We start from the raw sequence: 26,731 nt of genomic DNA on the forward strand, positions 1-26,731 counted from the left end.
ACGCATGGCAGAACCCTCTGAATTCGGTCCACTGCGTTTCACGATGAAAATTTCTTGGTCCGCCTTGTGGGTAAGGCGTTGGCCGGATCGTCCGGCCACGGATGCTTTGGATAGCGCCCTTTCATCTCTTTCTGCACTTCGGGATACGCACCACGCCAGAACGCCGCGAGGTCACGGGTGATCTGCAGCGGACGGTGCGCGGGCGAGAGCAGCTCTAACACCAGCGGTACGCGGCCATCGGCCACCGCAGGGTTCTGTGCTTCGCCAAACATCTCCTGAATCCGCACCGCCAGCGCGGGTGGCTTCTCTGCATCGTAGCGGATCGGCAGGCGGCTTCCGGTCGGCACAGTGTAATGAGTTGGCAGCACAGTATCCAGCCGCTGACGTTGTGACCATGTCAGCAAATGTAATAATGCGCTGACAAGGTTGATGCTCTGCAATCCTTTCAGATCGCGTACCGCGCTCATCTCCGGCAGCAGCCAGCTTTCAAGCGTATCGAGCAGGCTTTCATCGTCCAGCGCCGGCCACGCCTCTTCCGGCAGCCACTGCGCGGCACAGTGCACCCGCAAGCGTAGCTGTTCGGCGTCTTCTTTCCAGCCCAGCACCGACAATCCTTTTTCGCGGATCCAGCGCAGCATCGCCGGATGCAATATTTCCGCCTCCGGGCGTGCCTGCGGCTGCGCTTTTAGGACCAGCGCGCCGATCAGTTCGCGTTTCCACGCGCGCAAAGTGCCTTTATCTTCATCCCACTCCACGTCGGTACGCTGCTCAATTAAGGTGGGGCATTCGCGGCGCAGCGCGTCGATATCCACCGGCAGCGCCAGTAACATGCGCGCTTCGGCGGCGCTGGCGCCCTGCAGCAGCATCGGTGCAATCAGCCACTCGTAGCGGCGCAAACCATCCTGCTCGTTGATCATCGCGCCAATGCCGTTCGCCAGCTGATAGCGCGCGCTGTCGCCACGACGCTGCGCCAGACGATCGGCAAAACCGGCGACCAGCAGCTGCGGGAAAAGATCGGGATTGATGGTGCCGCCGCTGGTGTTGAGCCGCCTCTGCCACTGACGCGCGCGGCGCTGCCAGTGCGGCTGCGGATGATTGAGTGCATCACGCAGATCGACGCTGCCGCTGCGTGGCGGATCTTCCAGAATCGCCACCAGCAGCGCGGCGCTGGCGATGGCATCGTTGTTTTGCCCGGCAGCCACCAGAATCGCGCTCAGGCGCGGATCGCTGCCCAACGCGGCCATTTTTCGACCGCGCGCGTTGAGCTGGTGATTCTCCAGCGCGCCTAGCTGGGTTAACCGCTCGCACGCTGCACGCACGTTGCGCGGCGGCGGCGCGTCAAGCCACATAAGCTGCGACGCATTCTGACAACCCCATTGCAGCAGATCGATCTGCAGCGAGGTCAAATCGCTATTGAGAATTTCCGGTTCACTCTGCGCTGCCGCACGCAGCGCCTGCTCTTGTGGCAGTAAGTGCAGGCAGATGCCAGGTTCCAGACGACCAGCACGACCAGCGCGCTGCGTCATCGACGCCTGGCTGATACGCTGCGTTTGCAGCCGCGTCACGCCGCTGCGCACGTCAAACTGCGCCGAGCGCTCCAGCGCGCTATCGACCACTAAGCGGATACCTTCGATGGTCAAGCTGGTTTCGGCGATGTTGGTCGCCAGCACCACTTTTCGGCGGCCCGCCGGAGACGGCAGGATGGCGCGGCGTTGCGCCTCCAGCGACAGCGCGCCATATAAAGGAGAAAGATCCACCTCGTCACTGACCCGCGCTTCCAGCTCGCGCTTAACCCGTTCGATCTCCGCCACGCCGGGCAGGAACAGCAGCAGCGATCCTGACTCTTCGCGCAGCAGTTGCGCCACCTCGCGCGCTACCGCTTCTTCAAAACGTTGCTGACTGTTGAGTGAGGCATAGCGGCGCGTGACCGGGAAGCTGCGGCCCTCTGAGACCACAAAGGGCGCATCCGGCAGCAGCTGACGTAAACGCTGATTATCGAGCGTGGCCGACATCAGCAGGATTTTCAGATCGTCGCGTAATCCTTGCTGCACATCGAGCAGCAGCGCCAGCGCGAGATCGGCCTGCAGGCTGCGTTCATGGAATTCATCGAGGATCACCAGCGAGACGCCTTCCAGCATCGGATCGCGCTGCAACATGCGCGTCAAAATGCCTTCGGTGACCACTTCGAGGCGCGTGTTGGCACCGCAGCAGTTTTCACCGCGCATGCGATAGCCAACGATGCCGCCCGGCTGCTCGCCAAGCTGTTCTGCCAGACGCTGCGCCACGTTGCGTGCCGCCAGTCGGCGCGGCTCCAGCATGATGATGCGGCCGGGCAATGGGGCGTGTTGCAGCAGTTGTAATGGCAGCCAGGTCGATTTACCTGCGCCGGTCGGCGCCGCCAGCAACACCTGCGGCGACTGCGCCAGCGCGTCCAGCAACGCAGTCAGCACCTCGCTTACCGGTAACTCACTCAAACTCAACTCCCAAAATGCCTGTGCTAAGATGGCGCGCATTGTAGCACTCTGAGGCGCGGATTACCGGAGGCCAACCTGGCAACGCAACGTCTGTTTTTTGCTCTTGAACTGCCCGCTCCGCTCCAGCAACAGTTGGTGCAGTGGCGCGCGGATAATTTTGCTGCCGAAGCCGGGAAACCGGTGGCGGCGGCTAACCTGCACCTGACGCTGGCGTTTCTCGGCGAGGTCAGCGATGAGACGTCTCGCAAGCTGCAGCGGCTGGCCTCACGCATCGAACAGCCCGGTTTTGCCCTCGATTTGGATGACGCCGGTCACTGGCCGCGTCCCGGCGTGGTGTGGCTCGGTTGTCAGCGGGCGCCGCGCGGATTACTGCAGCTCGCCAGCCTGCTGCGCGCACAAGCCGCACGTCATGGCTGCGCACAGAGCCCGCAGCCGTTTCATCCGCACGTCACGCTGTTGCGCCAAGCAGCGTCACAGATCGCGCTGCCGCCGCGCGGTTTTCACTGGCGCACCGATATCCGCCTTTTTGCGCTGTTCGCTTCGAACGTGACGCGCGGCCGCACACGTTATCAGGCGCTGGCCCGCTGGCCGCTACTATCATCCGCAGGAGAGTAAATGGAATTCGATCCGCCGCTTAAACCCGCCCGTTTGATCGCCCGTTACAAACGCTTTTTAGCCGATGTGGTTACGCCAGAAGGTGAAACGCTGACCATTCACTGCGCCAATACCGGCGCGATGACCGGCTGCGCCACGCCGGGCGATACCGTGTGGTATTCGACATCCAGCAGTGCCACGCGGAAATATCCGCACAGTTGGGAACTCACCGAGACCCAACAAGGCCACTGGATCTGCGTGAATACGCTGCGCGCCAATCAGCTGGTGCGCGAGGCGCTGACGCTCGACACGATTCCGGAATTATCCGCTTACAGCCGCTGCCAGCCTGAAGTGAAATACGGCACGGAAAAAAGCCGAATTGACTTCCTGCTGCAAGCGGATGGCCGATCCAACTGCTATATTGAAGTCAAGTCCGTCACCCTTTTACAAGCAGGTAAAGGCTATTTTCCGGATGCGGTGACGGCTCGTGGACAGAAACATCTGCGCGAATTGAGCACCATCGTGGCAGAAGGTCATCGAGCCGTTTTGTTGTTCGCAGTTCTGCATACAGGGATTGAGGACGTTTCCCCGGCACGCCATATCGACGTGCACTACGCAGAACTACTGGAACAGGCGCAGCGTGATGGTGTGGAAGTTTTGGCGTATCAAGCTCAAATTTCACCGTTAAAGATATTACTTACGCAACCGATTAACGTAGCGTTGTAATATTTAAGGCAATTTGGTGTGATAGGAATGTTCTGGGCGAGGCGCTGAATACGCGATTGTTCAGAGGCTTGTCAAGTAGTGGTCAGGAATAATTGCCAACCTTGATTGCTTCTGCTATTTATAGCGGCCTGTTTTTTTCCCTTTATGGGAATCGATAAGCCCTAAATCGTTTAGGTTGCAGGCACACAGTCAACACACATGCAACTTGACGTATCTAGGGAAGTGCGTGTTATCCAGGAGAAACAACATGCAAGAAGGGCAAAACCGTAAAACATCGTCCCTGAGTATCCTCGCCATCGCTGGAGTGGAGCCGTATCAGGTGAAACCGGGCGAAGAGTATATGAACGACGCCCAGCTAGGCCATTTCCGTAAGATTCTGGAAGCCTGGCGCAACCAACTTCGGGATGAAGTAGATCGCACTGTGTCACATATGCAGGACGAAGCTGCCAACTTCCCGGATCCGGTCGACCGTGCTGCGCAGGAAGAAGAGTTCAGCCTGGAATTGCGTAACCGCGATCGTGAGCGCAAACTCATTAAAAAGATTGAGAAAACGCTCAAGAAAGTGGATGACGACGATTTCGGTTACTGCGACTCCTGCGGTGTAGAAATTGGTATTCGCCGCCTTGAAGCGCGTCCGACTGCCGATCTCTGCATTGACTGCAAAACGCTGGCAGAAATCCGCGAGAAGCAGATGGCTGGCTAATGGCCGTAAGCAAATTGCTACCGCACAGCCGGGAAAATCCCTGTTTTCCCGACGTGCGGTACACTTCGTTATGAATCCTTCAAACTGCATTGGGCGTTTCGCTCCCTCCCCTTCTGGTGACCTCCATTTTGGTTCGCTGATTGCTGCGTTAGGCAGTTACCTGAGTGCGCGCGCGCAACAGGGACGCTGGCTGGTGCGCATCGAAGATATCGATCCCCCGCGTGAAGTTCCCGGTGCCGCAACGCGTATTTTGCAGCAGCTGGAACATTATGGTCTTTACTGGGATGGCGACGTTTTATGGCAGTCACAGCGCCACGATGCCTATCGCGCCGCGCTAAGCTGGCTGCAAACGCATCGACAAAGTTACTTCTGCACCTGCACGCGTAGCCGTATCCAGCAGCTGGGCGGTTTTTACGATGGTCACTGCCGCGATTTGCAGCTGCCGCCGGACAACGCCGCGCTGCGCCTGCGTCAGCATGCGCCGGTTAGCGGCTTTGACGATCGCCTGCGTGGCCATTTACAGGCTGAAGCGCAGCTGGCGCAGGAAGATTTTATTATCCATCGCCGTGATGGGCTGTTTGCCTACAATCTCGCGGTGGTGGTTGATGACCATTTTCAGGGCGTAACGGAAATCGTGCGCGGCGCGGATTTGATTGAGCCCACGGTGCGCCAGATTGCGCTGTATCAGCAGTTTGCCTGGCCAGTGCCGGATTATCTGCATTTGCCGCTGGCGGTCAATCGCGATGGCAACAAGCTTTCCAAGCAGAATCATGCGCCCGCGCTGCCCGCTGGCGATGCGCGGCCGCTGCTGGTGCAGGCTTTACGCTTTCTTGGTCAGCCGGTTTCGGCTGGCTGGCAGGATGAATCGCTGGAAAGCCTGTTGAAACAGGCCGTCGCGCAGTGGAATATCCGCCTGATTCCGTTGCAGAACGGTCTTAAAGAGGATGAAACGACATCACCATTCCTAAATGGTTCTCAACAGGCTATGATTAGCCGCTGATTTTATTAACACCCTTTTTCTCACTGTCGAGGTGTCCCATTTTTACCCGAGTCGCTAATTTTTGCCGGAGAGTCCTCAAGCGTGATGAGGAGGCGCCTGAAGAGGTGGAAGCTGAAAGTCCTGGTCAGATGACTGTCATTCCACGAGAAAGCCACAACATCTCACGCAAAGATATCAGCGAAAACGCCCTCAAAGTGCTCTATCGCCTGAACAAAGCCGGATTCGAAGCCTACCTGGTTGGCGGCGGCGTTCGCGATTTGCTGCTCGGCAGCAAGCCGAAAGACTTTGATATCACCACCAACGCCACGCCTGAACAGATGCGCAAGCTGTTCCGCAACTGCCGTTTGGTCGGTCGTCGTTTTCGTCTGGCACATGTGATGTTCGGTCCGGAAGTGATCGAAGTCGCCACCTTCCGTGGTCATCATCATGAAGAGAGCGAAGAAGATCGCAACAGCTCGCAGCGCGGCCAGAACGGCATGCTGCTGCGCGACAACATTTTCGGCAGCATTGAAGACGATGCCCAACGCCGCGATCTCACCATCAACAGCCTCTATTACAGCGTGGCCGATTTCACCGTACGTGATTACGTCGGTGGCTTGCACGATCTGCACGAAGGCATCATTCGCATGATTGGCGATCCGGAAACGCGCTACCGCGAAGATCCGGTGCGCATGCTGCGTGTGGTGCGCTTCGCCGCCAAGCTGCAGATGCGTATCGCGGCAGAAACGGCCGAGCCGATCCCGCGTCTGGCGACGCTGCTGAATGACATTCCGCCGGCGCGCATGTTTGAAGAGTCGCTCAAGCTGCTGCAGGCCGGTTACGGCTACCGCACCTATCAGATGATGCGTGAATATCAGCTGTTCCAGCCGCTGTTCCCGATGCTGACGCGCGGTTTCACCGCCGAAAGCGACAGCCTGATGGAGCGTATGCTGGCGCAGGTTCTGAAAAATACGGATACCCGCTTGCAAAATGATATGCGCGTCAATCCGGCCTTCCTGTTTGCCGCAATGTTCTGGTATCCGCAGCTGGAATCCGCCGAACGCATTGCGCAGGAAAGCGGCCTGACTTATTACGATGCTTTCGCCTTGTCGATGAACGAAACGCTGGATGAAGCCTGCCGCGCGCTGGCGATTCCCAAGCGTATCACCACGCTGATTCGTGATATCTGGCAGCTGCAGCTGCGCATGTCGCGTCGTCACGGCAAACGTGCGTGGAAGCTGATGGAGCATCCTAAGTTCCGTGCCGCTTACGATTTGATGGCGCTGCGTGCCGACGTGGAAAACAATCCTGAGCTGCAAAAGCTGACGCATTGGTGGGGCGAGTTCCAGGCGGCGGCACCGGTGCAGCAGAAAACCATGATGACCACGCTGGGCGACGATCCGGCCCCGCGCCGTAAACCGCGCCGTCCGCGTCGCCGTCCAACCGGGCCTCGCACAAACAGTCCGCAATGACCCGCGTTTACCTCGCTTTAGGCAGTAATCTGGCCGATCCGCTGCATCAGGTTGATGCAGCGTTGGCCGCGCTCGATGCCATTCCACATACCTCGCGCATCGCCACATCTTCCCTGTATCGCACGCCGCCGTACGGCCCGCCGGATCAGCCTGATTACCTTAATGCGGTAGTGGCGCTGAAAACCGCGCTAGACGCTGAGGCGCTGCTCGATCATACCCAGCGCATTGAGCTGCAGCACGGTCGCGTGCGCAAAGCTGAACGCTGGGGACCGCGCACGCTGGATCTCGATATCATGCTATTTGGCAACCAGACCATCAACACGCCGCGCCTGACCGTGCCGCACTACGACATGCACAATCGCGCATTTATGCTGGTACCGCTGCTGGAAATTGCCCCGCAATTGTCGCTGCCGAATGGACAAGCCTTATCTGTGATTCTTGCCACCCTGGATCGCAGCGCTATCCGTTTGTGGTCTGAGTAAGCCGTAGTACACTGCGCGCATCAGAAAACTCTGGAGCGTGTGATGAAACCAACAACCCTCTCCCATTTACGCCAACTCAAAACCAGCGGGCGCAAATTTGCCACGCTGACGGCGTACGACTTCAGTTTTGCCCGCCTGTTTGCCGATGAAGGCATTCAGGTAATGCTGATTGGCGACTCGCTCGGCATGACCGTGCAGGGCCACGAATCGACCTTGCCGGTCACCGTGGACGATATCGCCTATCACACCGCCGCCGTGCGCCGTGGCGCGCCGCTGGCGCTGCTGATGGCCGATCTGCCGTTTATGAGTTACGCCACGCCAGAACAGACGTTTACTAACGCCGCACAGCTGATGCGCGCCGGCGCCAATATGGTGAAGCTGGAAGGCGGCGAGTGGCTGGCGGAAACCGTGCGTATGCTAACCGAGCGCGCTGTCCCGGTGTGCGGCCATTTGGGCCTGACGCCGCAGTCGGTGAACATCTTCGGTGGCTATAAAGTACAGGGCCGCGATGAAGCCGCCGCTGAACGTCTGCTGGCCGATGCGCTGGCGCTGGAAGCCGCCGGTATGCAGCTGCTGGTATTGGAGTGCGTGCCGGTGGCGCTGGCGGAACGCATCACTAAAGCGCTGTCGGTGCCGGTGATCGGCATCGGCGCGGGCAACGTCACTGACGGCCAGATTCTGGTGATGCACGACGCCTTTGGCATTACCGGCGGTCACGTTCCCAAATTTGCCAAAAATTTCCTCGCAGAAACCGGCGACATTCGTGCAGCGATTCGCCAATATATCGCCGACGTTGAAGCGGGCCTTTATCCAGCCGCTGAACACAGTTTCCAGTAAATCAGGAGATTTGCAGTGCTGATCATTGAAACACTGCCGATGCTGCGTCGTGAGATTCGTCGCTGGCGTCAGGCAGGTAAACGTATCGCGCTGGTGCCCACCATGGGCAACCTGCACGACGGTCATCTAACGTTGGTCGATGAAGCGCGCGAGCGCGCTGATGTTGTGGTGGTCTCAATTTTCGTCAATCCGATGCAGTTTGATCGTCCCGACGATTTAGCGCGCTATCCGCGCACGCTGCAGGACGACTGCGAGAAGCTGAATCGTCATAGCGTGGATCTGGTGTTTGCGCCCGCGCCCGCCGATGTCTATCCCAAAGGCCTGGATAGCCAAACCTTCGTGGAAGTGCCGGGTTTATCATCGCTGCTGGAAGGCGCCAGCCGTCCGGGACACTTCCGCGGCGTCTCCACCATCGTCAGCAAACTGTTTAATCTGGTGCAGCCAGACATCGCCTGCTTCGGCGAGAAGGATTTCCAGCAGCTGGCGATTATCCGCAAGATGGTGGCGGATATGGGCTTCGATATCGAGATTGTGGGCGTGCCAACGGTACGCGCAAAAGATGGTCTGGCGCTGAGTTCGCGCAATGGCTATCTCACCGCCGACGAGCGTAACATCGCGTCCGGTCTTAGCCAGGTGATGAACAGCATGGCCGAACGTCTGAGCAACGGCGAGCGCCATGTTGAAGAGATTATCGAGCAAGCGGAAGTGGCGTTGCGTGAGAAGGGTTTCCGTCCGGATGGACTGGCGATTTGCGATGCCGAAACCTTACAAGCGCTGAACGTGGACAGCCAGCGCGCGGTGATTTTGATGGCCGCATGGCTTGGCAATGCACGTCTGATTGATAATCAGCAAGTGGATCTGACGGAGTAGTTTTCCGTTGTTTATTGGCAGCTTAACAAGGTTAGACAGTTATGATTCGCACCGTACTTCAAGGCAAACTGCATCGCGTTAAAGTCACTCAGGCAGATTTGCATTACGAAGGTTCCTGCGCCATTGACCAGGATTTCCTCGACGCCTCCGGCATTCTGCAATACGAAGCCATCGATATTTACAACGTCACCAACGGCCAGCGTTTTTCAACCTACGCAATTGCCGCTGAACGTGGCTCGAAGATCATCTCAGTCAACGGTGCCGCCGCACGCTGCGCCTGCGCCGGTGACATCATGATCATCTGCTCTTACGTGCAGGTCGAAGATGAAGTCGCACGCAGCTGGCAGCCGAAAGTTGCCTACTTCGAAGGCGATAACGAAATGAAGCGCCTCGCTAAGGCGTTGCCGGTTCAGGTCGCCTGATACAACAAGGGCGCGATTTTTACACCGCGCCCTTTTCTTTGGTTGCCATGAATGGCGATCTTTTTGAAGATCACTCCCAAATCTACGTACGTAACCCGCGCCCACGCTGAATCAGCGAATACACCAGCACATAAAACACCACGATAAAGGCGATCAGCACAGATAGCGTGAACACCAGCGGCACATCGTTGATGCCGAGGAAACCGTAACGGAAGCCGCTGATCATATACACCACCGGATTCAGCTTCGACACCGCTTGCCAGAACGGCGGCAGCAGCGTCAGCGAGTAGAATACGCCGCCGAGATAGGTTAACGGCGTCAGCACGAAGGTGGGAATCAGGCTGATATCGTCAAAAGTGCGCGCGAATACCGCATTCAGCAGGCCCGCCAGTGAGAACAGAATCGCCGTCAGCAACAGCGTCAGCGCCACCATCGACCACGAATGCACGTGGAACGGCACGAAGAACAACGAAATCGCGGTAACCAAAATCCCCACGCATACGCCGCGCGCCACGCCGCCGCCGACATAACCGGCGATAATGATGTGCGTTGGCACCGGTGCCACCAGCAGCTCTTCAATGTTGCGCTGGAACTTGGCGCTAAAGAACGACGATGCCACGTTGGCGTAAGCGTTAGTGATCACCGCCATCATAATCAGGCCCGGCACGATAAACTGCATGTAGCTGAAACCGTGCATATCGCCGATGCGTGAACCGATCAGATTGCCGAAGATAATGAAGTAGAGCGTCATGGTGATCACCGGCGGCACCAGCGTCTGAATCCAGATGCGGGCGAAGCGATTGATCTCTTTGCTCCAGATGCTCTTGAGCGCCACCCAATACAAGTGCGTCATGCTTTCACTCCTGTTTTTCCCTGTGTCAGGCTGACGAACAGCTCCTCAAGGCGGTTAGCTTTGTTACGCATGCTCAGCACCTGCACGCCCTGCGTGCTCAGCTGGCTGAACACGCTGTTCAGACCTTGCTCACGCATCACTTCCACTTCCAGCGTCGAGGTATCGACCAGTCGATACTGGAAGCCCTCCAGCTGCGGCAGCGGGCTACGCGGCGCCAGATCGAGGATAAAGGTTTCGGATTGCAGCTTGGAGAGCAACCCTTTCATCGAGGTGTTCTCCACCAGCTCGCCGCTCTGAATAATACCGATATTGCGGCACAGCATTTCCGCCTCTTCCAAATAGTGCGTGGTGAGGATGATGGTGGTGCCTTTAATGTTCAGCTCTTTCAGGAAACTCCACATCGAACGGCGCAGTTCGATATCTACGCCCGCGGTCGGTTCATCGAGGATCAGCAGCTTCGGCTCATGCATCAGCGCACGCGCGATCATCAGGCGGCGCTTCATACCGCCCGAAAGCATGCGCGCACGTTCGTTGCGTTTGCCCCACAGATCGAGCTGATTGAGGTATTTTTCCGCGCGCTTGTTAGCTTCAGCGCGTTCAACGCCGTAGTAACCAGCCTGATTGACCACAATCTGCATTACGGTTTCAAACGGGTTGAAGTTGAACTCCTGCGGCACCAGCCCAAGCTGGCGCTTGGCGTTGACCACGTCTTTTTGCAGGTCGTAACCAAACACGCGCACGCTGCCGCCAGTTTTATTCACTAACGAGCTGATAATACCGATGGTGGTGGATTTACCGGCGCCGTTTGGCCCCAGCAAGGCGTAAAAGTCGCCCGCTTCCACGTTGAGATCGAGTCCTTTCAGCGCCTGTACGCCGCCGGGATAGGTTTTGGTCAGCCCGGAAATTTCCAGTGCATATGTCATTGCGAATCCATACCTTGTTGTAGAGACATCAAAGGCCTATGAAAATGGTAATGCGCACGAGCGATGTCGCGGTCATTAACATTAAGAAATCAATGGAGTTTAGCAGAGAGTCGAGCCAGCCCATAAACCGTTGGCTTACGGGCTGCGCAGTGTATCGCAGGCGGGGAAGTTTAGCCTTGGACGATTGTGCGGTTATTCACCGGTCGGGATAACTTTGCCGATATACGGCAGATGGCGATAGCGCTGGGCATAATCGATACCAAAGCCGACCACGAACTCATCGGGAATGGTAAAGCCAACAAATTCGACGGTGACGTCCACTTCACGACGCTCTGGCTTATCCAGCAAGGTACAAATCGCCAGTGACTTTGGCTCGCGCAGGCGCAGGATTTCACGCACTTTGCTCAGCGTATTGCCGGAATCGATGATGTCTTCCACGATCAGCACATCCTTGCCGCGAATATCTTCATCGAGATCTTTGAGGATTTTCACATCGCGGCTGCTCGACATGCCGCTGCCGTAGCTTGACGCCGTCATAAAGTCGACTTCATGCGGCACGTCGATGGCGCGGCACAGATCGGCCATAAACATAAAGGAGCCGCGCAGCAAACCCACCAGCACCATTTCGCTGCCGCTATTGCGGTAGTGCTCGTTGATCTGCTTGCCCAGTTCGGCAATTCGGGTTGCGATCTCTTGCTCGGAGATCATCACGTCGACGGTATGTTTCATTGCATGCGTCCAGTTACGGTTTTTGGAAAGCCACGAAGTCTATCATAGACGAGCCAGCGTCTAACGCCGCGCACAGAACGCAAACGATTCCGTGGCGAAATTTATCGCGCTGGCGTTAACTGTAGGAACACGTCCGCCCCTTTACCGCCGAGTTCTGGAGTTCCTATGACCGCTTCATCCAGTAAAAAAACCAAGATTGGTACGCGCGAGCTGCACCCGGAAACGCAGATGCTGAATTACGGTTACGATCCGCAGTTATCAGAAGGCGCGGTGAAACCGCCGGTGTTTCTCACCTCCACCTTTGTGTTTAACAGCGCCGAAGAGGGACAGGACTTTTTCGATTTCGTCGCCGGGCGCAAGCAGCCGCCGGAAGGCAAAAGTGGCGGGCTGGTCTATTCACGCTTCAATCATCCGAACAGCGAAATCGTTGAGGATCGGCTGGCGGTGTATGAAGGCGCGGAAAGTGCGGCGCTGTTCTCCTCCGGCATGTCGGCGATTGCCACCACGCTGCTGACGTTTGCGCGTCCGGGCGAAGTGATTCTGCATTCCCAGCCGCTGTACGGCGGCACCGAAACGCTGCTGAGCAAAACGCTGCACGATTTGGAGATCAAAGCGGTGGGTTTCAGCGATGGCACCGATGAAGATAAGGTGCATGAAGCGGCGAAGCTGGCGTGGCAGCGCGGACGCGTGGCGCTGATTTTGATTGAGACGCCCGCCAATCCCACCAACAGTTTGGTGGACATCCAGTTGATGCAGCAAGTGGCGGATGTGATTGCGCAGCAGCAAGGTTCACGGCCGATTCTCGCCTGCGATAACACGCTGCTCGGCCCAGTTTTTCAGCAGCCATTGCAGCATGGCGCAGATTTGTCGCTCTATTCACTGACCAAATATGTCGGCGGCCATTCGGATTTGATTGCCGGTGCGGTGCTGGGTAGCAAAGCGCTGGTCGGCAAAGTGCGCTCGCTGCGCAGCGCCATCGGTACGCAGCTGGATCCGCACTCCAGCTGGATGATTGGCCGCTCGCTGGAAACGCTGTCGCTGCGCATGGAGAAAGCCACCAGCAATGCCGAAAAAGTGGCGGCGTTTTTACGCGATCATCCGCAGGTGGAAAAACTGCATTGGCTGCCGTATCTGGCGGCTGAAAGTCCGGCGGGCAAAACGTATCAGCGCCAGTGCAGCGGCGCGGGTTCAACCTTCTCGTTTGATATTCGTGGCGGGCAAGCGGCGGCGTTCCGTTTCCTCAATACGCTTGAACTGTTCAAACTGGCGGTGAGCCTCGGCGGCACCGAATCCCTGGCCAGCCATCCTGCCAGCACCACCCATTCGGGCGTGCCGCAGGATGTACGGCAACGTATTGGCATCACCGATGCGACCGTGCGCTTGTCGATTGGTATCGAACATCCTGACGACCTGATCGAAGATATCCGCCTGGCGCTGGAGGCTGCGGTTAACTGACGCTAAAACCGAGCATCATGCCGGTATCTTCATGCTCCAGCAGATGGCAATGCGCCATGTACGCATTGTCGGCGTTGGCGACATAGTTGAAGCGCACCAGCACTTCGCTGCGCCAGCCGTTAACGCTGACGATGTCTTTCCAGCCTGCGCGATGTGGCGCAGGCGGCTTGCCGTTTTCGGACAGGATGCGGAACTGCGTGCCGTGAATGTGGAACGGATGCAGCATTTGATCGCCTTCACCGGAAATCGTCCACTTCTCCACTTTGCCCAATTCCACGTTGAACATCGGCTTGGTCATGTTAAATGCCTGGCCGTTGATCTTGTTGCCGTTATGGAAATCATAGGCGGCAGTTTTGCCGTGGCTGCCGTGATCCATCGCCATATCGCCATGATCCATCGTCTTCGCGCTATCACTCATCGCCATGTTGCCATGATCCATTTTCATGCCGCCCATGGCTTTATCGCCGTAACGATCCATCAGCGCCTGCATACCTTGCTGATCAAGCTGCGGATCCATCATCAGCTGCAGCCAGCGGCTTTGCAGGCCTTCGGTGGCGGGAATGGGCGGCAGATCCACCAGCTTGTCCGGCAGCGTACCGCTGGCCATCACGCGCAGCGGCAGAATGTTGACCAGCGGCAGCGGTTGGTCAAACGGCGCCAGCGTCATGCCCATCTGCGTCACCGGCAGCGTTACCACGTCGAAGGCTTTGCCATCTGAAGTATCCACCAGCACTTCAAAACGCTCGCCCGGCAGCAGCGGCAAGCTATCCACTTTCACCGGCTCGGCCAGCAACCCACCGTCGCTGCCAATTACATACAGCGGACGTTGATCGCTGGTGGCGATATGCAGCGAACGCGCGTTACAGCCGTTAAGCAAACGCAGACGCAGCCAGCCGCGTGGCACCGCATGCTGCGGATATTGCACGCCGTTGGTGAGCATCATGTCGCCAAACCAGCCGACGGCGGCGCGCATGATATCGAGCTGATAATCGATTTGCGTTCCGGCTTTATTCAGCTGCTTATCCTGGAAAATCAGCGGCACATCGTCTTCGCCCCACTGCATCGGCAGACGCAACTTGCCGGACGCTTCATCTTCCAGCAGCACCAAACCCGACAGACCTTGCGCCACCTGATAACCGGTTTTGCCGTGGTGATGCGGATGGAACCAGCAGGTCGCGGCGGGTTGATCGGGGGTGAAACTGACCTGACGCGTCGCGCCGGGTGCAATAATCCCTTGCGGGCCGCCATCAACATCGCCGGGGATCTCCAGCCCGTGCCAGTGCAAGGTGGTGGCTTCCGGCAGTTGATTATGGATATTCACCGTGACGGCTTTTTCGCGTTGCAGACGCAGCGCGGGTCCGAGCAATCCACCGTTGTATCCCCAGGTAGGCACCGCTTTGCCATTCCATTGGCTGCTACCGGTCATGGCGGTCAAGGTGTATTGCCCGCGGGCATCAGGCTGCAAAATGGAGGGAATCGGTAATAATGGGCGCGTGGCGGCCATTAGTGAGCGGCTCCACAGCGGCAGCGCACCGGCGGCGCTGAGTGCGGCAGTCAACTTTAGAAAATGACGACGTTGCATATTCTTATCCTTGTCGTGAATAAGGGCACAGCGTAAACCTTTACCCTGCGGGAGGGTCAAGCCCTGAAACAGATTGCACTGATAAAAAGGGTGGGAATGGCCCGAAAGGGCAAATTTAGCGGAATAGCGGCAATAACTGTGCTAACGTCAATAAATTGTCCCTTGTTGAGAATGATTATGACGAAAAGCATCAAGATCCTGCTGCTGGCGGGACTCCTTGGCTTCTCCTCCACCAGTTTTGCCCTGAGCGAATCCGAAGCAGAAGATCTGGCCGACCTCACCGCCGTGTTCGTTTATCTCAAGAACGATTGTGGCTATCAGGATTTGCCGGACGCACAGATTCGTAAAGCACTGGTGTTTTTCGCCCAACAGAACCGTTGGGATTTAAGCAACTACAGCAATTACAACATGAAGTCGCTGGGCGAAGAGAGCTACAAGGATTTGAGCGGTATCGCCATTACCAACGACAAGAAGTGTAAGTCGCTGGCGCGCGATTCGCTGAGTTTGCTGGCTTACGTTAAGTAATCATTGCCCGCTGGTTGGTGCTCGCTGTCCCCCTCCTCGGTCCTCCCCCACAGGTGGGGGAGGAAGATGCTGCAATATGTCAGTTCGAGAGTTGCATGTGGCGGCGTCTCCTTCCCCCGCTGGCGGGGGAAGGCCGGGATGGGGGACAGCCAGCACAATCTCAATCTAAATCTAAACCGTCAACTCCAATCCAATACCCCGCTCGCGCAGGTCGCGGCACACCGCTTCATCCAGACGTGCATCCGTCACCACATCAGTCAGGCTATCAATCGGCGCGGCGCAATACAGCGACCATGAACCGTATTTACTGCTGTCAGCCAGCAGAACGCGGCGGCGCGCGTTGGCCAGCAGATCCATCTTCAATCCGGCTTTCTCTTCGGTTGGCGTGGTAATCCCGCGTTCGATGCTCCACGAGTTGCAGCTGACAAAGGCAATATCAGGATTGATGCTGCGCAGCAAACGGCGACCGTGTTCGCCAATGCACGACTGGCTGGAATCGTCGATGCGTCCACCAATAATGGTGGTTTCGATTTGCTTAAACTCCGACAGAAACAGCGCGATATGCAGATCGGCGGTGATGACCCGCAGCTTGAGGTGCGTCAGCTGGCGCGCCAGCTCCAGCATGGTGGTGCCGGCATCCAGCACCACCGCATCACCCGACTGCACGTAACTGGCGGCAAACTGCGCGATGGCCTGCTTCTCGGCGAGATTACGCTGCATCTTCTCCAGCGTGGTCGGCTGATTGGGGATAAAGCGATTCAGCGTAACGCCGCCATGGCTGCGGCTGATAACGCCTTCTTTATCCAGCTTGATCAGATCGCGGCGGATCGTCGCTGGCGAGGCAGAAATCGCGCTCACCAGTTGTTCAACAGTGACCAAATTATGGCTCTTCAGATAATCCATAATCTGGTCGAGACGGCTTTGTCCCTTCATATTTCCCTATGCAAGCTGCATCGCGAGTTTAATGGAGATCGCCATGCTCGCAGAGTTCGCTTTACCTGTCCAGGCGATATCAAACGCGGTGCCGTGGTCCGCCGAGGTGCGGATAAACGGCAGGCCCGCAGTGATGTTAACACCATCATAAAAGCCTAGTAATTTCAGCGGGATATGGCCTTGATCGTGGTACATCGCTACCACCATATCGTACTGTCCTTCCTGACACTGCAGGAACACGGTATCGGGCGGACACGGGCCACTGACATCAATGCCCTGCGCTTTCATGGCGTTAATGGCAGGCGCGACGATGGTGATCTCTTCATCACCAAACAGACCGTTTTCACCGGCATGCGGATTAACGCCTGCCACCGCGATGCGCGGCTGGTCGAAACCGACGCGGCGCAGGAAGCTGTCGGCCATGCCGATCACCGTTTGAATGCGCTCGCCGTTTAAGGTATCGAGGAACTTACGCAGCGCGATATGCGTGGTGACGTGAATCACTTTCAGCTTATCGGTATAGAGCACCATGGCGTAATTTTTGGTGTTGGTCAGTTGCGCCAGCAGTTCGGTGTGGCCGGGATAGATATGCCCCGCTGAGTGCAGCGCCTCTTTATTTAACGGTGCGGTGGCGATCGCCTGCACGTCGCCAGCCAGCGCCAGTTCGGTGGCGCGTTTAACGCAACGCCAGGCCAAATCACCCGCTGCTTTCTGCACCACTCCAGGCTGCAGCGCGGCGGCATCCGCCAGCGGCTCATCAATTACGTTGATCATGCCGGGCGCGAAATGCGCGTCCTTGACCTGGTCGAGCACGCGCAGTTCAGCCTGCGGCGTGACATGTAAACCCATCACCCGACGCAGCGTGTTAGCACAACCGACCACGACGGCAGGCACGCCCGCTAACTCACCTTCTGCCAGCGCTTTAATGATGATCTCCGGGCCGATGCCCGCCGGATCGCCCATGGTAATCGCAATAATTTTACTCACTCGACTTCTCCTCAATAAAACGAATGGCTTCTACCAGGGTGTTTTCATCACCAAAGCCACCTGCTTTGGTCATCACCGGCAGGTGTAATTCACTGTTAAGCAAAACCCCGTGCGGCACGCAGCCCGCCACAAGGCCCTGAATCTGAAAACCGCGGGCACCTGATGCCTGTGCCACGGCAATCGCCACATCGCCGCCAGAGAGATAAAGCCCAGCAGGCTGCACCTCGCGGCACACGCGGCGGGTTAACTGCGCGAGAAACTGGCAGATGCGTTCGCCCAATAGCTGACGAGAAACCTGATGCTGTTGGCACAACTGCGCAATCTCATGACGCTGCCCGGCATGTTGGGTAGTGCGTACCACGCAATGCGCGCCGTCGTGCAGCGCCTGCTGCATCTCTTGCTGCCACCGTTCAGCCTGCGGCCAGGCCGGTTGGGCAAACAGCTGACGGATATCAATGTCGATAATGCGGATGTCACGCTGGCTAGCGAGGCGTGTAATCTGCTGCTGCGCAATGGCGCTCATCGAACCGACCACCGCCAGCACCGGACGCGACTGACGTGCCGCCAGCAACGCGCCGAGCGCATCGCTGAGCCCGGACGCTCCGGCCAACAACGGACGCGTCTCCAGCGTGGCTGCCGCGGCCATCAACAAGGCAATGTCGGCGTCCTGCTCGATATCCACCACCAGCAAACCTTGCTTGCTGGCCAGCACCTGCGCCAGTTGATCGCTGCGCAGCGTGGCGAGATCGAGGGTTTCACCCGGCAATGTGCTCTGCATCTGCAGACGCGTCAGCACATGGCCGCTGGTGACCGGCGTTTTGGGATCGCTGGCGAATTCGCTGTCGATCAAACGCTGCTGATGGATCCACACTTCACCCGCACGCGTGGTGCGTCCCAGCTTCGGCACTGCCGGCACCACTAAGGCTAATGTTTTACCGCTGGCCTGCATCGCGGCTTCGATCTCCGCGCCGGGATTGCCGCGCAGCGTGGAATCGATCTTCTTAAATAACCAACCGTCGTTAGCGATGGCCTGATGTTGCTCAATGGCAGCTCGCGTGCGCCGGGCCGCTTCTTGTGCGCTGGTTGCACGGCTATCGGTGCTGATCACCAGCACATCGGCAGCACCAGCGTCGTGTGGCGTGCTGCTCTCAAACAGCACATGCACACGCGCCCCGGCTTGTGCCAGCCCGCTGCCCGCGTCATTGGCGCCGGTAAAGTCATCGGCAATCACTAAGACTGGCGTTTTCCATGGCTGTGAAGTCATGCTCTCTCCTCTTCCGGCCGCTGCCGGGTCGCAATGATTATATTCAATCATGATTGATTATATGTGAGCAAGATCAAATTAATCGAAATCAATTTGCCCTATAAAATTAGGCACTGCAGTGATGGAACTCGCGCCGACTGAGCAAAATCAATCATTCCGCGCAAAAACGTAAGGGTAAGAGATGAATATCAACAGCACCGTGATCAGTGGCTTTCAGGCGCTTAATGACCTCAGCTATTTACTGCAAGGTAAAGACAAAGCGCTGCTGGTGACCGATAAGAATATTGAAGGCATTCCGGCGGTACAAAAGCTGATCGCCCAGCTCACGCAGCAGATTGTCAGCCTGAGCATCGTCAACACGGTGCCGCCAGAGCCTAGCCAGCACGATGTGGCGGCCATTGTCGCCGCGCTGCCGAGCACCGATGTGGATCTGGTGATTGGCATCGGCGGTGGCAGCGTACTGGATGTCGCTAAGCTGCTGTCGATTCTGTGTGTCGAAGATGCGCCGACACTGGAGGCGTTACTGGCTGGTGAGAAGCCGCACACGCGCACCACTTCGCTACTGATTCCGACCACCGCAGGTACTGGCTCGGAAGCCACGCCTAACGCGATTCTGGCGATTCCCGAGAAAGAGACCAAAGTCGGCATTATCACGCCGGTGATGCTGCCAGATTATGTCGCGCTGGTGCCAGAACTCACCACCAGCATGCCACCGCACATCGCTTCTTCCACCGGTATCGATGCGCTGTGCCATTTGATTGAGTGCTTTACCGCGACCGTGGCGAACCCGGTGAGCGATAACTATGCGCTGATCGGCATGAAAAAGCTGTTTGCCAGCCTCGAAACCACTATCGCCGAACCCGACAATCTCGAAGCGCGCCTGAATATGCTGTGGGCATCTTATTACGGTGGTGCATCGATTGCGCATGCCGGTACGCATCTGGTACATGCCATGTCTTATCCGCTGGGCGGCAAATATCACCTGCCGCACGGCGTCGCCAATGCCATTCTCCTCGCGCCCTGCATGCGCTTTGTACGACCGGCGGCGGTGAGCAAATTCGCTCAGGTTTACGATCTGCTGCCGGATGCCGACATCACGCTGGACGACGAAGCCAAATCCCACGCGCTGGTGGCGTATTTTGCCGCACTGGTGAAGCGCCTGAAGCTGCCCGCCAGCCTGGAAGAGCTGGGTATCGGCCCGGATCATCTGCCGTATCTGGTGGAAGCCGCGCTCGACGTGCAGCGCCTGATGAAGAATGTACCGATGAAAGTGGGCGCCGATGACGTACGAAACGTCTATCTGACGCTGTTTCCGGCTTTGAATTACTAAGGATTATTGAGGACACCATGAGTAAGAAAATTCAGGGCGTATTAACCGCCATCGTCACCACCTTCGATCGCGACGGCGCATTCAACCCAGCCGCCCAGCGCGAGCAGGTACAACGCCAGTTAAGCGCCGGCAACGGTATCTTCTGCGGCGGCACCAACGGCGAATTCTTCGTGCTGAACGAACAGGAGAAGCTGGCGGTGACGCAGACCTGCGTCGATGAAGTGAACGGCAGCGCGCCGGTGGTGGCGCACATTGGCGAGATCTCCACGCGTGAAACCATTCGCCTTGGGAAACAAGTGGCGAAGCTGGGCGTGGATGCGGTTTCGGTCATCACACCCTATTTCGTGCCGCTAAAGCAGGAAGAGCTGATTGCCCACTATCGCGCGGTGGCTGACGCCATCGACGTGCCGCTGTTCCTTTACAACATTCCGGCGCGCACCGGCAACACGCTGCAACCGGAAACCGTACGCACGCTGGCCGCACACCCGAACATCATCGGCATCAAAGACAGCGCCGGCAGCTATGAGAGCCTGAGCGGCTTTCTGCAAGCGGCTGCAGGCATCAACAGTTTTGATGTGCTGAACGGCCCGGATTCGCTGATCCATCAGGGCTTTGTCGACGGCTGTTCGGCCTGTATTTCTGGCCTTGCTAACGTGGCGCCTAAAGAGATCAACGCGATTTGGGCGCGCTTCCATGCCGGCGATATCGAAGGTTCGCGCCTGGCGCAAGAGAATGTGACCGGTCTGCGCACCGATCTGTATAGCGTCGGCTTCTCTCCCGCCGCAGTGAAAAAAGCAGTGACGCTGCTTGGTTTTGAGGTTGGTGACAGCCGCTACGCGGTGAGTTTCTCAGCCGAAGAAGAGCAGAAGATCCGCCAGATTGTGAATCAGTATTTGCAGTAATTAGAGTCATCACCATAGCAGCGTGAAGCCGATTTCAATCGCCGCACAAGCCGTAGCGGCGCGATTTTTCGCGCAATAAATTGCGCCGCTACGATGCATGCGATCCGCGGGAACGGTATTTATTTTCAACATCGGGAAGAATTATGAAAGTCATCTGTACCTCACCGTCGTTTGCAAAATATGACGCGACGCCGATAACCACGCTGCAACAGCACGGTTTTGAGCTGATTACGCTGCCCGCCGATGCGCCGCTGAGCGCACTCCAGCCGCATCTGGCTGACACCGTGGCGCTGATCGTGGCTTTTACCGACATCAATGAAGAGCTGCTGGCGTTAGCACCGCAGCTGAAAATCGTCTGTAAGCACGGCGTCGGTGTAGACAACATCAATCTGGATGCTACGCGTGCACGCGGGATTTACGTCACCAACGTGCCGGATGCCAATAAACATGCTGTCGCTGATTTCGCCTTTGCTTTGATCCTTAACAGCGCGCGTCAGATCACCCAAGCCGCCATCGAAACCCGAGCGGGCAGCTGGCCGCGTATTTTTGCCACCGACGTGTACGGTAAAACACTGGGCATCATCGGGCTGGGCAATATTGGCAAGCAGGTCGCGCTGCGCGCCAGAGGTTTCAACATGCGGGTGATCGCGTTTGATTTTTATCCTGATGAGCCGTTTGCTACTGAACACGGCATCGACTTCGTCACGCTGGATCAGCTGACCGAAACCAGCGATTTCATCACTCTGCACATGCCGCTTACCGACAAAACGCAGAATCTGTTTGATGCCGCGCGCCTCAAACGCATGAAGAAAAATGCCTTCCTGATTAATGCCTCACGCGGCGGCGTAGTGAATGAGCAGGATCTTTATCAGGCGCTGCTGGATGACGTGATCGCCGGAGCAGCGGCTGACGTGTTTGTGCAGGAACCGCTGACCGAGCATCCGCTGTTTACGCTCAGCAACTTCATTCCCACTTCGCACATTGCCGGTTACACCGACGGTGCGATCAGCGCGATTGGTGAACGCTGCGTGACGCAAATTGTGCAGTGCATACAACGGGGCGAACGCCCAATCAACGTGATGAACGGGCTGGAATAACACGCCACCTTTCTCTGTAACCTTTTTCGAGTGGATAATTACTATGACTAACTCTGCGCGCTCGAGTCGTATCCGTTGGTGGATTGCTGGCCTGATGTGGCTGGCCATCGCCATTAACTACATTGACCGCACCGTTCTCTCGGCAGCGGCTCCGCATCTGATCAAAGAACTCGATATCAATCCTGAAATGATGGGCTTCATCATGGCGGCGTTCTTCTGGTCTTATGCGCTGTTGCAGATCCCAGCGGGCTGGTTTGCCGATCGCTTCGGTCAGAAAAAAGGGCTTGGTATCGCCGTCGGCTGGTGGTCGATCGCCACCATGGCGATGGGACTGGCGACCGGCTTTAAATCGCTGCTGGCGCTGCGTTTAGCGCTCGGCGTCGGTGAAGCCGCCGCCTATCCCAGCAACGCGGGCATTACCGCGCGCTGGTTCCCGGATCGCGAACGCGCCACGGTTTCTGGCCTGTTCGACAGTGCCTCCAAATTTGGTGGTGCGGTGGCCATGCCGCTGATCGTCTTTATGATCGCCCTGTTCGACTGGCGTCTGACCTTCCTCGCAATAGGTGCGCTGGGCTTGTTCTGGGTGATTGCCTGGTACTTTATCTACGCTGAAAATCCGGAAGATCATAAGTCGATAAGCCAGCAAGAAGTGCGCTTCATCCGTAATGGCCAGACGCAAAAGCACGGCGACAAAAGCGTGCGGCCGATGAAGTGGTACAAGCTGCTGCGCTACCGCAATATCTGGGCAATGTGCATTGGCTTTTTCACCATCAACTACACCTCCTATTTCTTTATTACCTGGTTGCCGACCTATCTGGTGAAAGATAAAGGCATGGATTTCCTCAAAATGGGGATGGTGGCTGCGCTGCCGCTGATCTGTGGCATGGTGATTGAAGTGCTGGCGGGTTGGGCATCGGATCGCATGGTGCATAACAAAGTGCTGTCGCTGACCGCTACACGAAAACTGTTTCTCACCATCGGCCTGCTGATGGCGCTGTGTATCGGATTTGCCCCGTTCACCGATTCGGTGTTTATGACCGTGCTGCTGCTGTGTATCGCCAAATCCGGCACCACCGTGGCGGCATCACAAGTGTGGGCCTTGCCGGGCGATGTGGCACCGCAAAACAGCGTGTCGATTGTGGCGGGGCTGCAGAATACCGTTTCAAACATGGGCGGCGCGGTGGGGCCGATCATTACCGGCGCGATTGTTGGCGCAACCGGCCACTTTACCTGGGCGCTGGTGTTCTCGGCGGTGCTGGTGGTAATTGGCATTCTTAACTATCTGTTCCTGATGGGTAAAGTTGAACCTATCGTCGATGAGGAACAGGTGACGCATGCGCATTCCGTGGCAAGTGGCGCGGCGCGGTAATCGTCTGGGTCGCCATCAATGGCGACCTTACTGTTTAGTTATTTACCGGCAATAAACAGCCGATAAGCGGCAATCACTGCGAGAAAATCGTCGACGCCACAGAAAGAGAGGCTCTCTTCGTCGTAATAAGTCATGCCCTCTTCCATGCCGTCATCTTCCAGCGCCAGCTGGTTGGCACGAATCATCACCTCTTCATCATCCAGCCACAGCGTGTATTCATGCCCGACACGCTGCCACTGATTGATGGTGCCTTTCACCTGTTGGGCGGCGGCCTCAACTTCATCCAGCAACGGCAGATTGTCTTTGACCTCTTCGTTGAACCAGTGCCCCACCGCTTCGTGGTCCATCGACATACGCACTTTGACCTGACCGGTCAAATCACGCAGAAATTCATATTCCATGATTGCCTCATACTGATGACGCGCTGTGCAGCACAGTGTTAGTGCATTTTGTGCGCAGCACGCTGAATAAAGTGGGATCGCGCTCGCATTATGCCTGGAGATGTCAGCGGAAAAAAGGGCATAAAAAAAGGACGATTTTCATCGTCCCCTTGTTCATCCCGATAACCGATTAAACGGCAGTCTGGAAGATCACTGTGTCGGCTTTGTCAGTGTATTGTCCCAGCTGATCAAAGTTGAGGTAGCGATACGTGTCAGCCGCGGTCTTATCAACCTGCAGCATGAACTGCTGATACTCGTCCGGCGTTGGCAGCTTGCCAAGCAGCGAAGCGACCGCCGCCAGCTCTGCTGACGCCAGGAAGACGTTCGCGCCGGTACCCAGACGGTTCGGGAAGTTACGGGTTGAGGTGGAAACCACCGTCGCGCCGTCAGCCACACGCGCCTGGTTACCCATGCACAGTGAACAGCCCGGAATCTCGATACGCGCACCGCTCTTACCAAAGACGCTGTAATAGCCCTCTTCGGTCAGCTGGGCGGCGTCCATTTTGGTTGGCGGCGCAACCCACAGACGGGTTGGCAGCTGGCCTTTATGGGCATCCAGCAGCTTACCGGCCGCGCGGAAGTGACCGATGTTGGTCATGCACGAACCGATGAACACTTCGTCAATCTTCTCGCCCTGCACGTCAGACAACCAACGCGCGTCGTCTGGATCGTTCGGTGCGCACAGAATTGGCTCTTTGATCTCGGCCAGATCGATATCGATCACCGCCGCGTACTCAGCATCCGCATCGCCTTCCAGCAGTTGCGGATCGGCCAGCCATTTCTGCATGCCTTCAATGCGGCGCTCCAGCGTACGACGATCGCCGTAGCCTTCCGAGATCATCCACTTCAGCAGCACGATGTTCGAGTTGAGATACTCGATGATCGGCTCTTTATCCAGCTTGATGGTACAGCCGGCAGCAGAACGCTCAGCCGAGGCATCGGTCAGCTCAAATGCCTGCTCAACTTTCAGTTTCGGCAGACCTTCGATTTCCAGCACGCGGCCAGAGAAGATGTTTTTCTTCCCTTTCTTCTCAACGGTCAGCAGGCCAGCTTTAATCGCATACAGCGGAATGGCGTGTACCAGATCGCGCAGGGTGATACCCGGCTGCATTTCGCCTTTGAAGCGCACCAGCACCGATTCCGGCATATCCAGCGGCATCACACCGGTCGCAGCAGCAAACGCCACCAGACCAGAACCTGCCGGGAAGGAAATACCGATTGGGAAACGGGTGTGTGAGTCACCGCCGGTACCAACGGTATCTGGCAGCAGCATACGGTTCAGCCAGCTATGGATAACGCCATCGCCCGGACGCAGCGACACGCCGCCACGGTTCATGATGAAGTCTGGCAGCGTATGGTGCGTGGTCACGTCGACCGGCTTCGGATAGGCGGCGGTATGGCAGAATGACTGCATCACCAGGTCAGCCGAGAAGCCGAGGCACGCCAGGTCTTTCAGTTCATCACGGGTCATTGGACCGGTGGTGTCCTGAGAACCGACAGAGGTCATTTTTGGTTCGCAGTATGAGCCCGGACGGACACCCTCTACGCCGCACGCGCGGCCGACCATTTTCTGCGCCAGCGAGTAACCGCGGGTGCTAACAGCCACATCTTTGGCTTGTACGAACACATCGCTATGCGGCAGACCCAGCGATTCGCGCGCTTTGGTGGTCAGGCCGCGACCGATGATCAGCGGAATACGACCGCCAGCACGGACTTCGTCCAGCAGCACGTCGGTTTTCAGCTCAAAGGTCGCCAACAATTCGTCGGTTTCGTGATTGCGCACTTCGCCTTTGTACGGGTAAACGTCAATGACATCGCCCATGTTCAGACGATCAACGTCGAGCTCGATCGGCAAGGCGCCCGCATCTTCCATGGTGTTGAAGAAGATAGGAGCGATTTTACCGCCGAGGCACAGACCGCCGCCCTTTTTGTTCGGCACGTAAGGAATATCGTCGCCCATAAACCACAGCACCGAGTTGGTGGCGGATTTACGCGAAGAACCGGTACCGACCACGTCACCGACGTAGGTTAGCGGGAAGCCTTTAGTCTGCAGTGCTTCGATCTGTTTGATCGGGCCAATGTTACCCGCATCGTCGGGTTCGATGCCTTCACGGGCGTTCTTCAGCATTGCCAGCGCGTGCAGTGGAATATCCGGACGTGACCATGCATCCGGCGCCGGAGAGAGGTCGTCGGTGTTGGTTTCGCCGGTCACTTTGAACACGGTGGTGGTAATTTTTTCAGCCAGTTTTGGACGCTTCAGGAACCATTCGGCATCGGCCCAGGACTGGATAATTTTTTTCGCGTGTGGGTTACCCGCTTTGGCTTTCTCTTCGACATCGTAGAAGTTATCGAACATCAGCAGCGTGTGAGACAGGGCTTCGGCAGCAATCGGCGCTAAGGCTTCATCTTCTAACGCTTCAATCAGCGCATGGATGTTATAACCGCCCTGCATGGTGCCCAGCAGCTCAACGGCTTTTTCGCGAGTAACCAGAGGAGAGTGGGCTTCGCCCTTAGTGACAGCTGCCAGGAAACCGGCTTTTACGTACGCCGCTTCATCAACACCTGGTGGGACACGGTTGACCAACAGGTCGGTCAGGAATTCTTCTTCACCCGCTGGCGGGTTTTTCAGCAGTTCAACCAGCGCGGCCATTTGGGAAGCATCTAACGGCTTAGGTACGATTCCCTGGGCAGCACGCTCGGCAACGTGCTTACGGTATTCTTCTAGCACGACGTTCTCCTCGCTCTCATTGTATAGCTTTCCGGTGCACCCCTTGATGCTGTCG

25 protein-coding genes are annotated in these 26,731 nt (G+C 57.2%); 15 read left to right on the forward strand and 10 right to left on the reverse strand.

The window, feature by feature from the left end; genetic code table 11:
• Positions 1 to 38: 38 nt before the first annotated feature.
• A complete protein-coding gene (hrpB, locus tag ACVLVH_RS12125; protein WP_462062429.1) occupies positions 39 to 2,513 on the reverse strand; it encodes an ATP-dependent helicase HrpB in 2,475 nt (824 codons plus the stop codon).
• Between the two features lie 36 nt (positions 2,514 to 2,549).
• Between hrpB and thpR the strand changes: the two genes are divergently transcribed.
• The 9 genes from thpR (at position 2,550) to panD (ending at position 9,559) form a co-directional block, all read left to right on the forward strand.
• Positions 2,550 to 3,089 (forward strand): RNA 2',3'-cyclic phosphodiesterase, encoded by a 540-nt coding sequence (gene thpR, locus ACVLVH_RS12130; RefSeq protein ID WP_312465159.1) that lies wholly within the window; start codon positions 2,550 to 2,552, stop codon positions 3,087 to 3,089.
• On the forward strand, positions 3,090 to 3,794 hold the full coding sequence (sfsA, locus tag ACVLVH_RS12135) for a DNA/RNA nuclease SfsA (RefSeq protein ID WP_277974537.1): 705 nt from the start codon (positions 3,090 to 3,092) through the stop codon (positions 3,792 to 3,794).
• Between the two features lie 247 nt (positions 3,795 to 4,041).
• On the forward strand, positions 4,042 to 4,497 hold the full coding sequence (gene dksA, locus ACVLVH_RS12140) for an RNA polymerase-binding protein DksA (protein WP_007888770.1): 456 nt from the start codon (positions 4,042 to 4,044) through the stop codon (positions 4,495 to 4,497).
• 70 nt (positions 4,498 to 4,567) lie between these two features.
• A complete protein-coding gene (gene gluQRS, locus ACVLVH_RS12145) occupies positions 4,568 to 5,497 on the forward strand; it encodes a tRNA glutamyl-Q(34) synthetase GluQRS (protein WP_101762066.1) in 930 nt (309 codons plus the stop codon).
• A gap of 38 nt (positions 5,498 to 5,535) precedes the next feature.
• Entirely contained in the window at positions 5,536 to 6,948 is a 1,413-nt protein-coding gene (gene pcnB, locus ACVLVH_RS12150) for a polynucleotide adenylyltransferase PcnB (RefSeq protein ID WP_206098210.1), read from the forward strand.
• A complete protein-coding gene (gene folK / locus ACVLVH_RS12155; RefSeq protein ID WP_192412368.1) occupies positions 6,945 to 7,430 on the forward strand; it encodes a 2-amino-4-hydroxy-6-hydroxymethyldihydropteridine diphosphokinase in 486 nt (161 codons plus the stop codon). Before pcnB ends, folK begins: the two co-directional genes overlap by 4 nt.
• Before the next feature lie 42 nt (positions 7,431 to 7,472).
• Positions 7,473 to 8,267 (forward strand): 3-methyl-2-oxobutanoate hydroxymethyltransferase, encoded by a 795-nt coding sequence (gene panB, locus ACVLVH_RS12160; protein WP_192412370.1) that lies wholly within the window; start codon positions 7,473 to 7,475, stop codon positions 8,265 to 8,267.
• 15 nt (positions 8,268 to 8,282) lie between these two features.
• Entirely contained in the window at positions 8,283 to 9,137 is an 855-nt protein-coding gene (gene panC / locus ACVLVH_RS12165; protein ID WP_192412372.1) for a pantoate--beta-alanine ligase, read from the forward strand.
• Positions 9,138 to 9,178: 41 nt separating this feature from the next.
• Positions 9,179 to 9,559, forward strand: coding sequence for an aspartate 1-decarboxylase (gene panD / locus ACVLVH_RS12170; RefSeq protein WP_007888760.1), 381 nt, complete (start codon positions 9,179 to 9,181; stop codon positions 9,557 to 9,559).
• An 82-nt stretch (positions 9,560 to 9,641) separates the two neighbouring features.
• Here the strand turns inward: panD and ACVLVH_RS12175 are convergent, their stop codons facing one another.
• The 3 genes from ACVLVH_RS12175 to hpt form a co-directional block, all read right to left on the reverse strand.
• On the reverse strand, positions 9,642 to 10,412 hold the full coding sequence (locus tag ACVLVH_RS12175; protein WP_101762076.1) for an ABC transporter permease: 771 nt from the start codon (positions 10,410 to 10,412) through the stop codon (positions 9,642 to 9,644).
• Positions 10,409 to 11,335 (reverse strand): ABC transporter ATP-binding protein, encoded by a 927-nt coding sequence (locus ACVLVH_RS12180; RefSeq protein ID WP_101762077.1) that lies wholly within the window; start codon positions 11,333 to 11,335, stop codon positions 10,409 to 10,411. Before ACVLVH_RS12180 ends, ACVLVH_RS12175 begins: the two co-directional genes overlap by 4 nt.
• Before the next feature lie 192 nt (positions 11,336 to 11,527).
• Positions 11,528 to 12,064, reverse strand: a complete 537-nt coding sequence (hpt, locus tag ACVLVH_RS12185; protein WP_192235688.1) for a hypoxanthine phosphoribosyltransferase — start codon at positions 12,062 to 12,064, stop codon at positions 11,528 to 11,530.
• Between the two features lie 165 nt (positions 12,065 to 12,229).
• Here hpt and ACVLVH_RS12190 point away from each other — a divergent pair, with 165 nt between their 5' ends.
• A complete protein-coding gene (locus tag ACVLVH_RS12190; RefSeq protein ID WP_176970672.1) occupies positions 12,230 to 13,519 on the forward strand; it encodes a cystathionine gamma-synthase family protein in 1,290 nt (429 codons plus the stop codon).
• Here ACVLVH_RS12190 and cueO read toward each other — a convergent pair.
• Positions 13,512 to 15,101, reverse strand: a complete 1,590-nt coding sequence (gene cueO, locus ACVLVH_RS12195; protein WP_192412374.1) for a multicopper oxidase CueO — start codon at positions 15,099 to 15,101, stop codon at positions 13,512 to 13,514. The genes ACVLVH_RS12190 and cueO overlap by 8 nt on opposite strands.
• 177 nt (positions 15,102 to 15,278) lie before the next feature.
• Between cueO and ACVLVH_RS12200 the strand changes: the two genes are divergently transcribed.
• Positions 15,279 to 15,626: a YacC family pilotin-like protein gene (locus ACVLVH_RS12200; RefSeq protein WP_007888732.1), complete on the forward strand. Its 348-nt coding sequence runs from the start codon at positions 15,279 to 15,281 to the stop codon at positions 15,624 to 15,626.
• 171 nt (positions 15,627 to 15,797) lie between these two features.
• Here ACVLVH_RS12200 and ACVLVH_RS12205 read toward each other — a convergent pair whose 3' ends face one another.
• The 3 genes from ACVLVH_RS12205 to dtnK are packed head-to-tail and all read right to left on the reverse strand — an operon-like array spanning position 15,798 to position 18,810.
• Positions 15,798 to 16,559: a DeoR/GlpR family DNA-binding transcription regulator gene (locus ACVLVH_RS12205; RefSeq protein WP_101762081.1), complete on the reverse strand. Its 762-nt coding sequence runs from the start codon at positions 16,557 to 16,559 to the stop codon at positions 15,798 to 15,800.
• A 6-nt stretch (positions 16,560 to 16,565) separates the two neighbouring features.
• Positions 16,566 to 17,546, reverse strand: coding sequence for a D-threonate 4-phosphate dehydrogenase (locus ACVLVH_RS12210; RefSeq protein ID WP_101762082.1), 981 nt, complete (start codon positions 17,544 to 17,546; stop codon positions 16,566 to 16,568).
• On the reverse strand, positions 17,539 to 18,810 hold the full coding sequence (gene dtnK, locus ACVLVH_RS12215; RefSeq protein ID WP_192412376.1) for a D-threonate kinase: 1,272 nt from the start codon (positions 18,808 to 18,810) through the stop codon (positions 17,539 to 17,541). Before dtnK ends, ACVLVH_RS12210 begins: the two co-directional genes overlap by 8 nt.
• Positions 18,811 to 18,991: 181 nt before the next feature.
• On the opposite strand from dtnK, the gene ACVLVH_RS12220 reads away from it, so the two are divergent.
• From ACVLVH_RS12220 to ACVLVH_RS12235, 4 genes are all read left to right on the forward strand, one after another.
• Entirely contained in the window at positions 18,992 to 20,140 is a 1,149-nt protein-coding gene (locus ACVLVH_RS12220) for an iron-containing alcohol dehydrogenase (protein WP_192235696.1), read from the forward strand.
• Positions 20,141 to 20,157: 17 nt separating this feature from the next.
• Positions 20,158 to 21,042 carry a dihydrodipicolinate synthase family protein gene (locus ACVLVH_RS12225; protein ID WP_192235698.1) on the forward strand — a complete coding sequence of 295 codons (885 nt, stop codon included), beginning with the start codon at positions 20,158 to 20,160 and terminating at the stop codon, positions 21,040 to 21,042.
• A 143-nt stretch (positions 21,043 to 21,185) separates the two neighbouring features.
• Positions 21,186 to 22,139 (forward strand): phosphoglycerate dehydrogenase, encoded by a 954-nt coding sequence (locus ACVLVH_RS12230; RefSeq protein WP_192412378.1) that lies wholly within the window; start codon positions 21,186 to 21,188, stop codon positions 22,137 to 22,139.
• 43 nt (positions 22,140 to 22,182) lie between these two features.
• Positions 22,183 to 23,508 (forward strand): MFS transporter, encoded by a 1,326-nt coding sequence (locus ACVLVH_RS12235; protein WP_101762087.1) that lies wholly within the window; start codon positions 22,183 to 22,185, stop codon positions 23,506 to 23,508.
• Positions 23,509 to 23,546: 38 nt separating this feature from the next.
• On the opposite strand, the gene yacL is transcribed toward ACVLVH_RS12235, so the two are convergent.
• Complete coding sequence (gene yacL / locus ACVLVH_RS12240) at positions 23,547 to 23,909, reverse strand: protein YacL (RefSeq protein WP_101762088.1); 363 nt, start codon at positions 23,907 to 23,909, stop codon at positions 23,547 to 23,549.
• A gap of 169 nt (positions 23,910 to 24,078) precedes the next feature.
• Positions 24,079 to 26,676: a bifunctional aconitate hydratase 2/2-methylisocitrate dehydratase gene (gene acnB / locus ACVLVH_RS12245; RefSeq protein ID WP_101762089.1), complete on the reverse strand. Its 2,598-nt coding sequence runs from the start codon at positions 26,674 to 26,676 to the stop codon at positions 24,079 to 24,081.
• Positions 26,677 to 26,731: the final 55 nt, after the last annotated feature.

The organism is Kluyvera sp. 1366 (genome assembly GCF_054823405.1).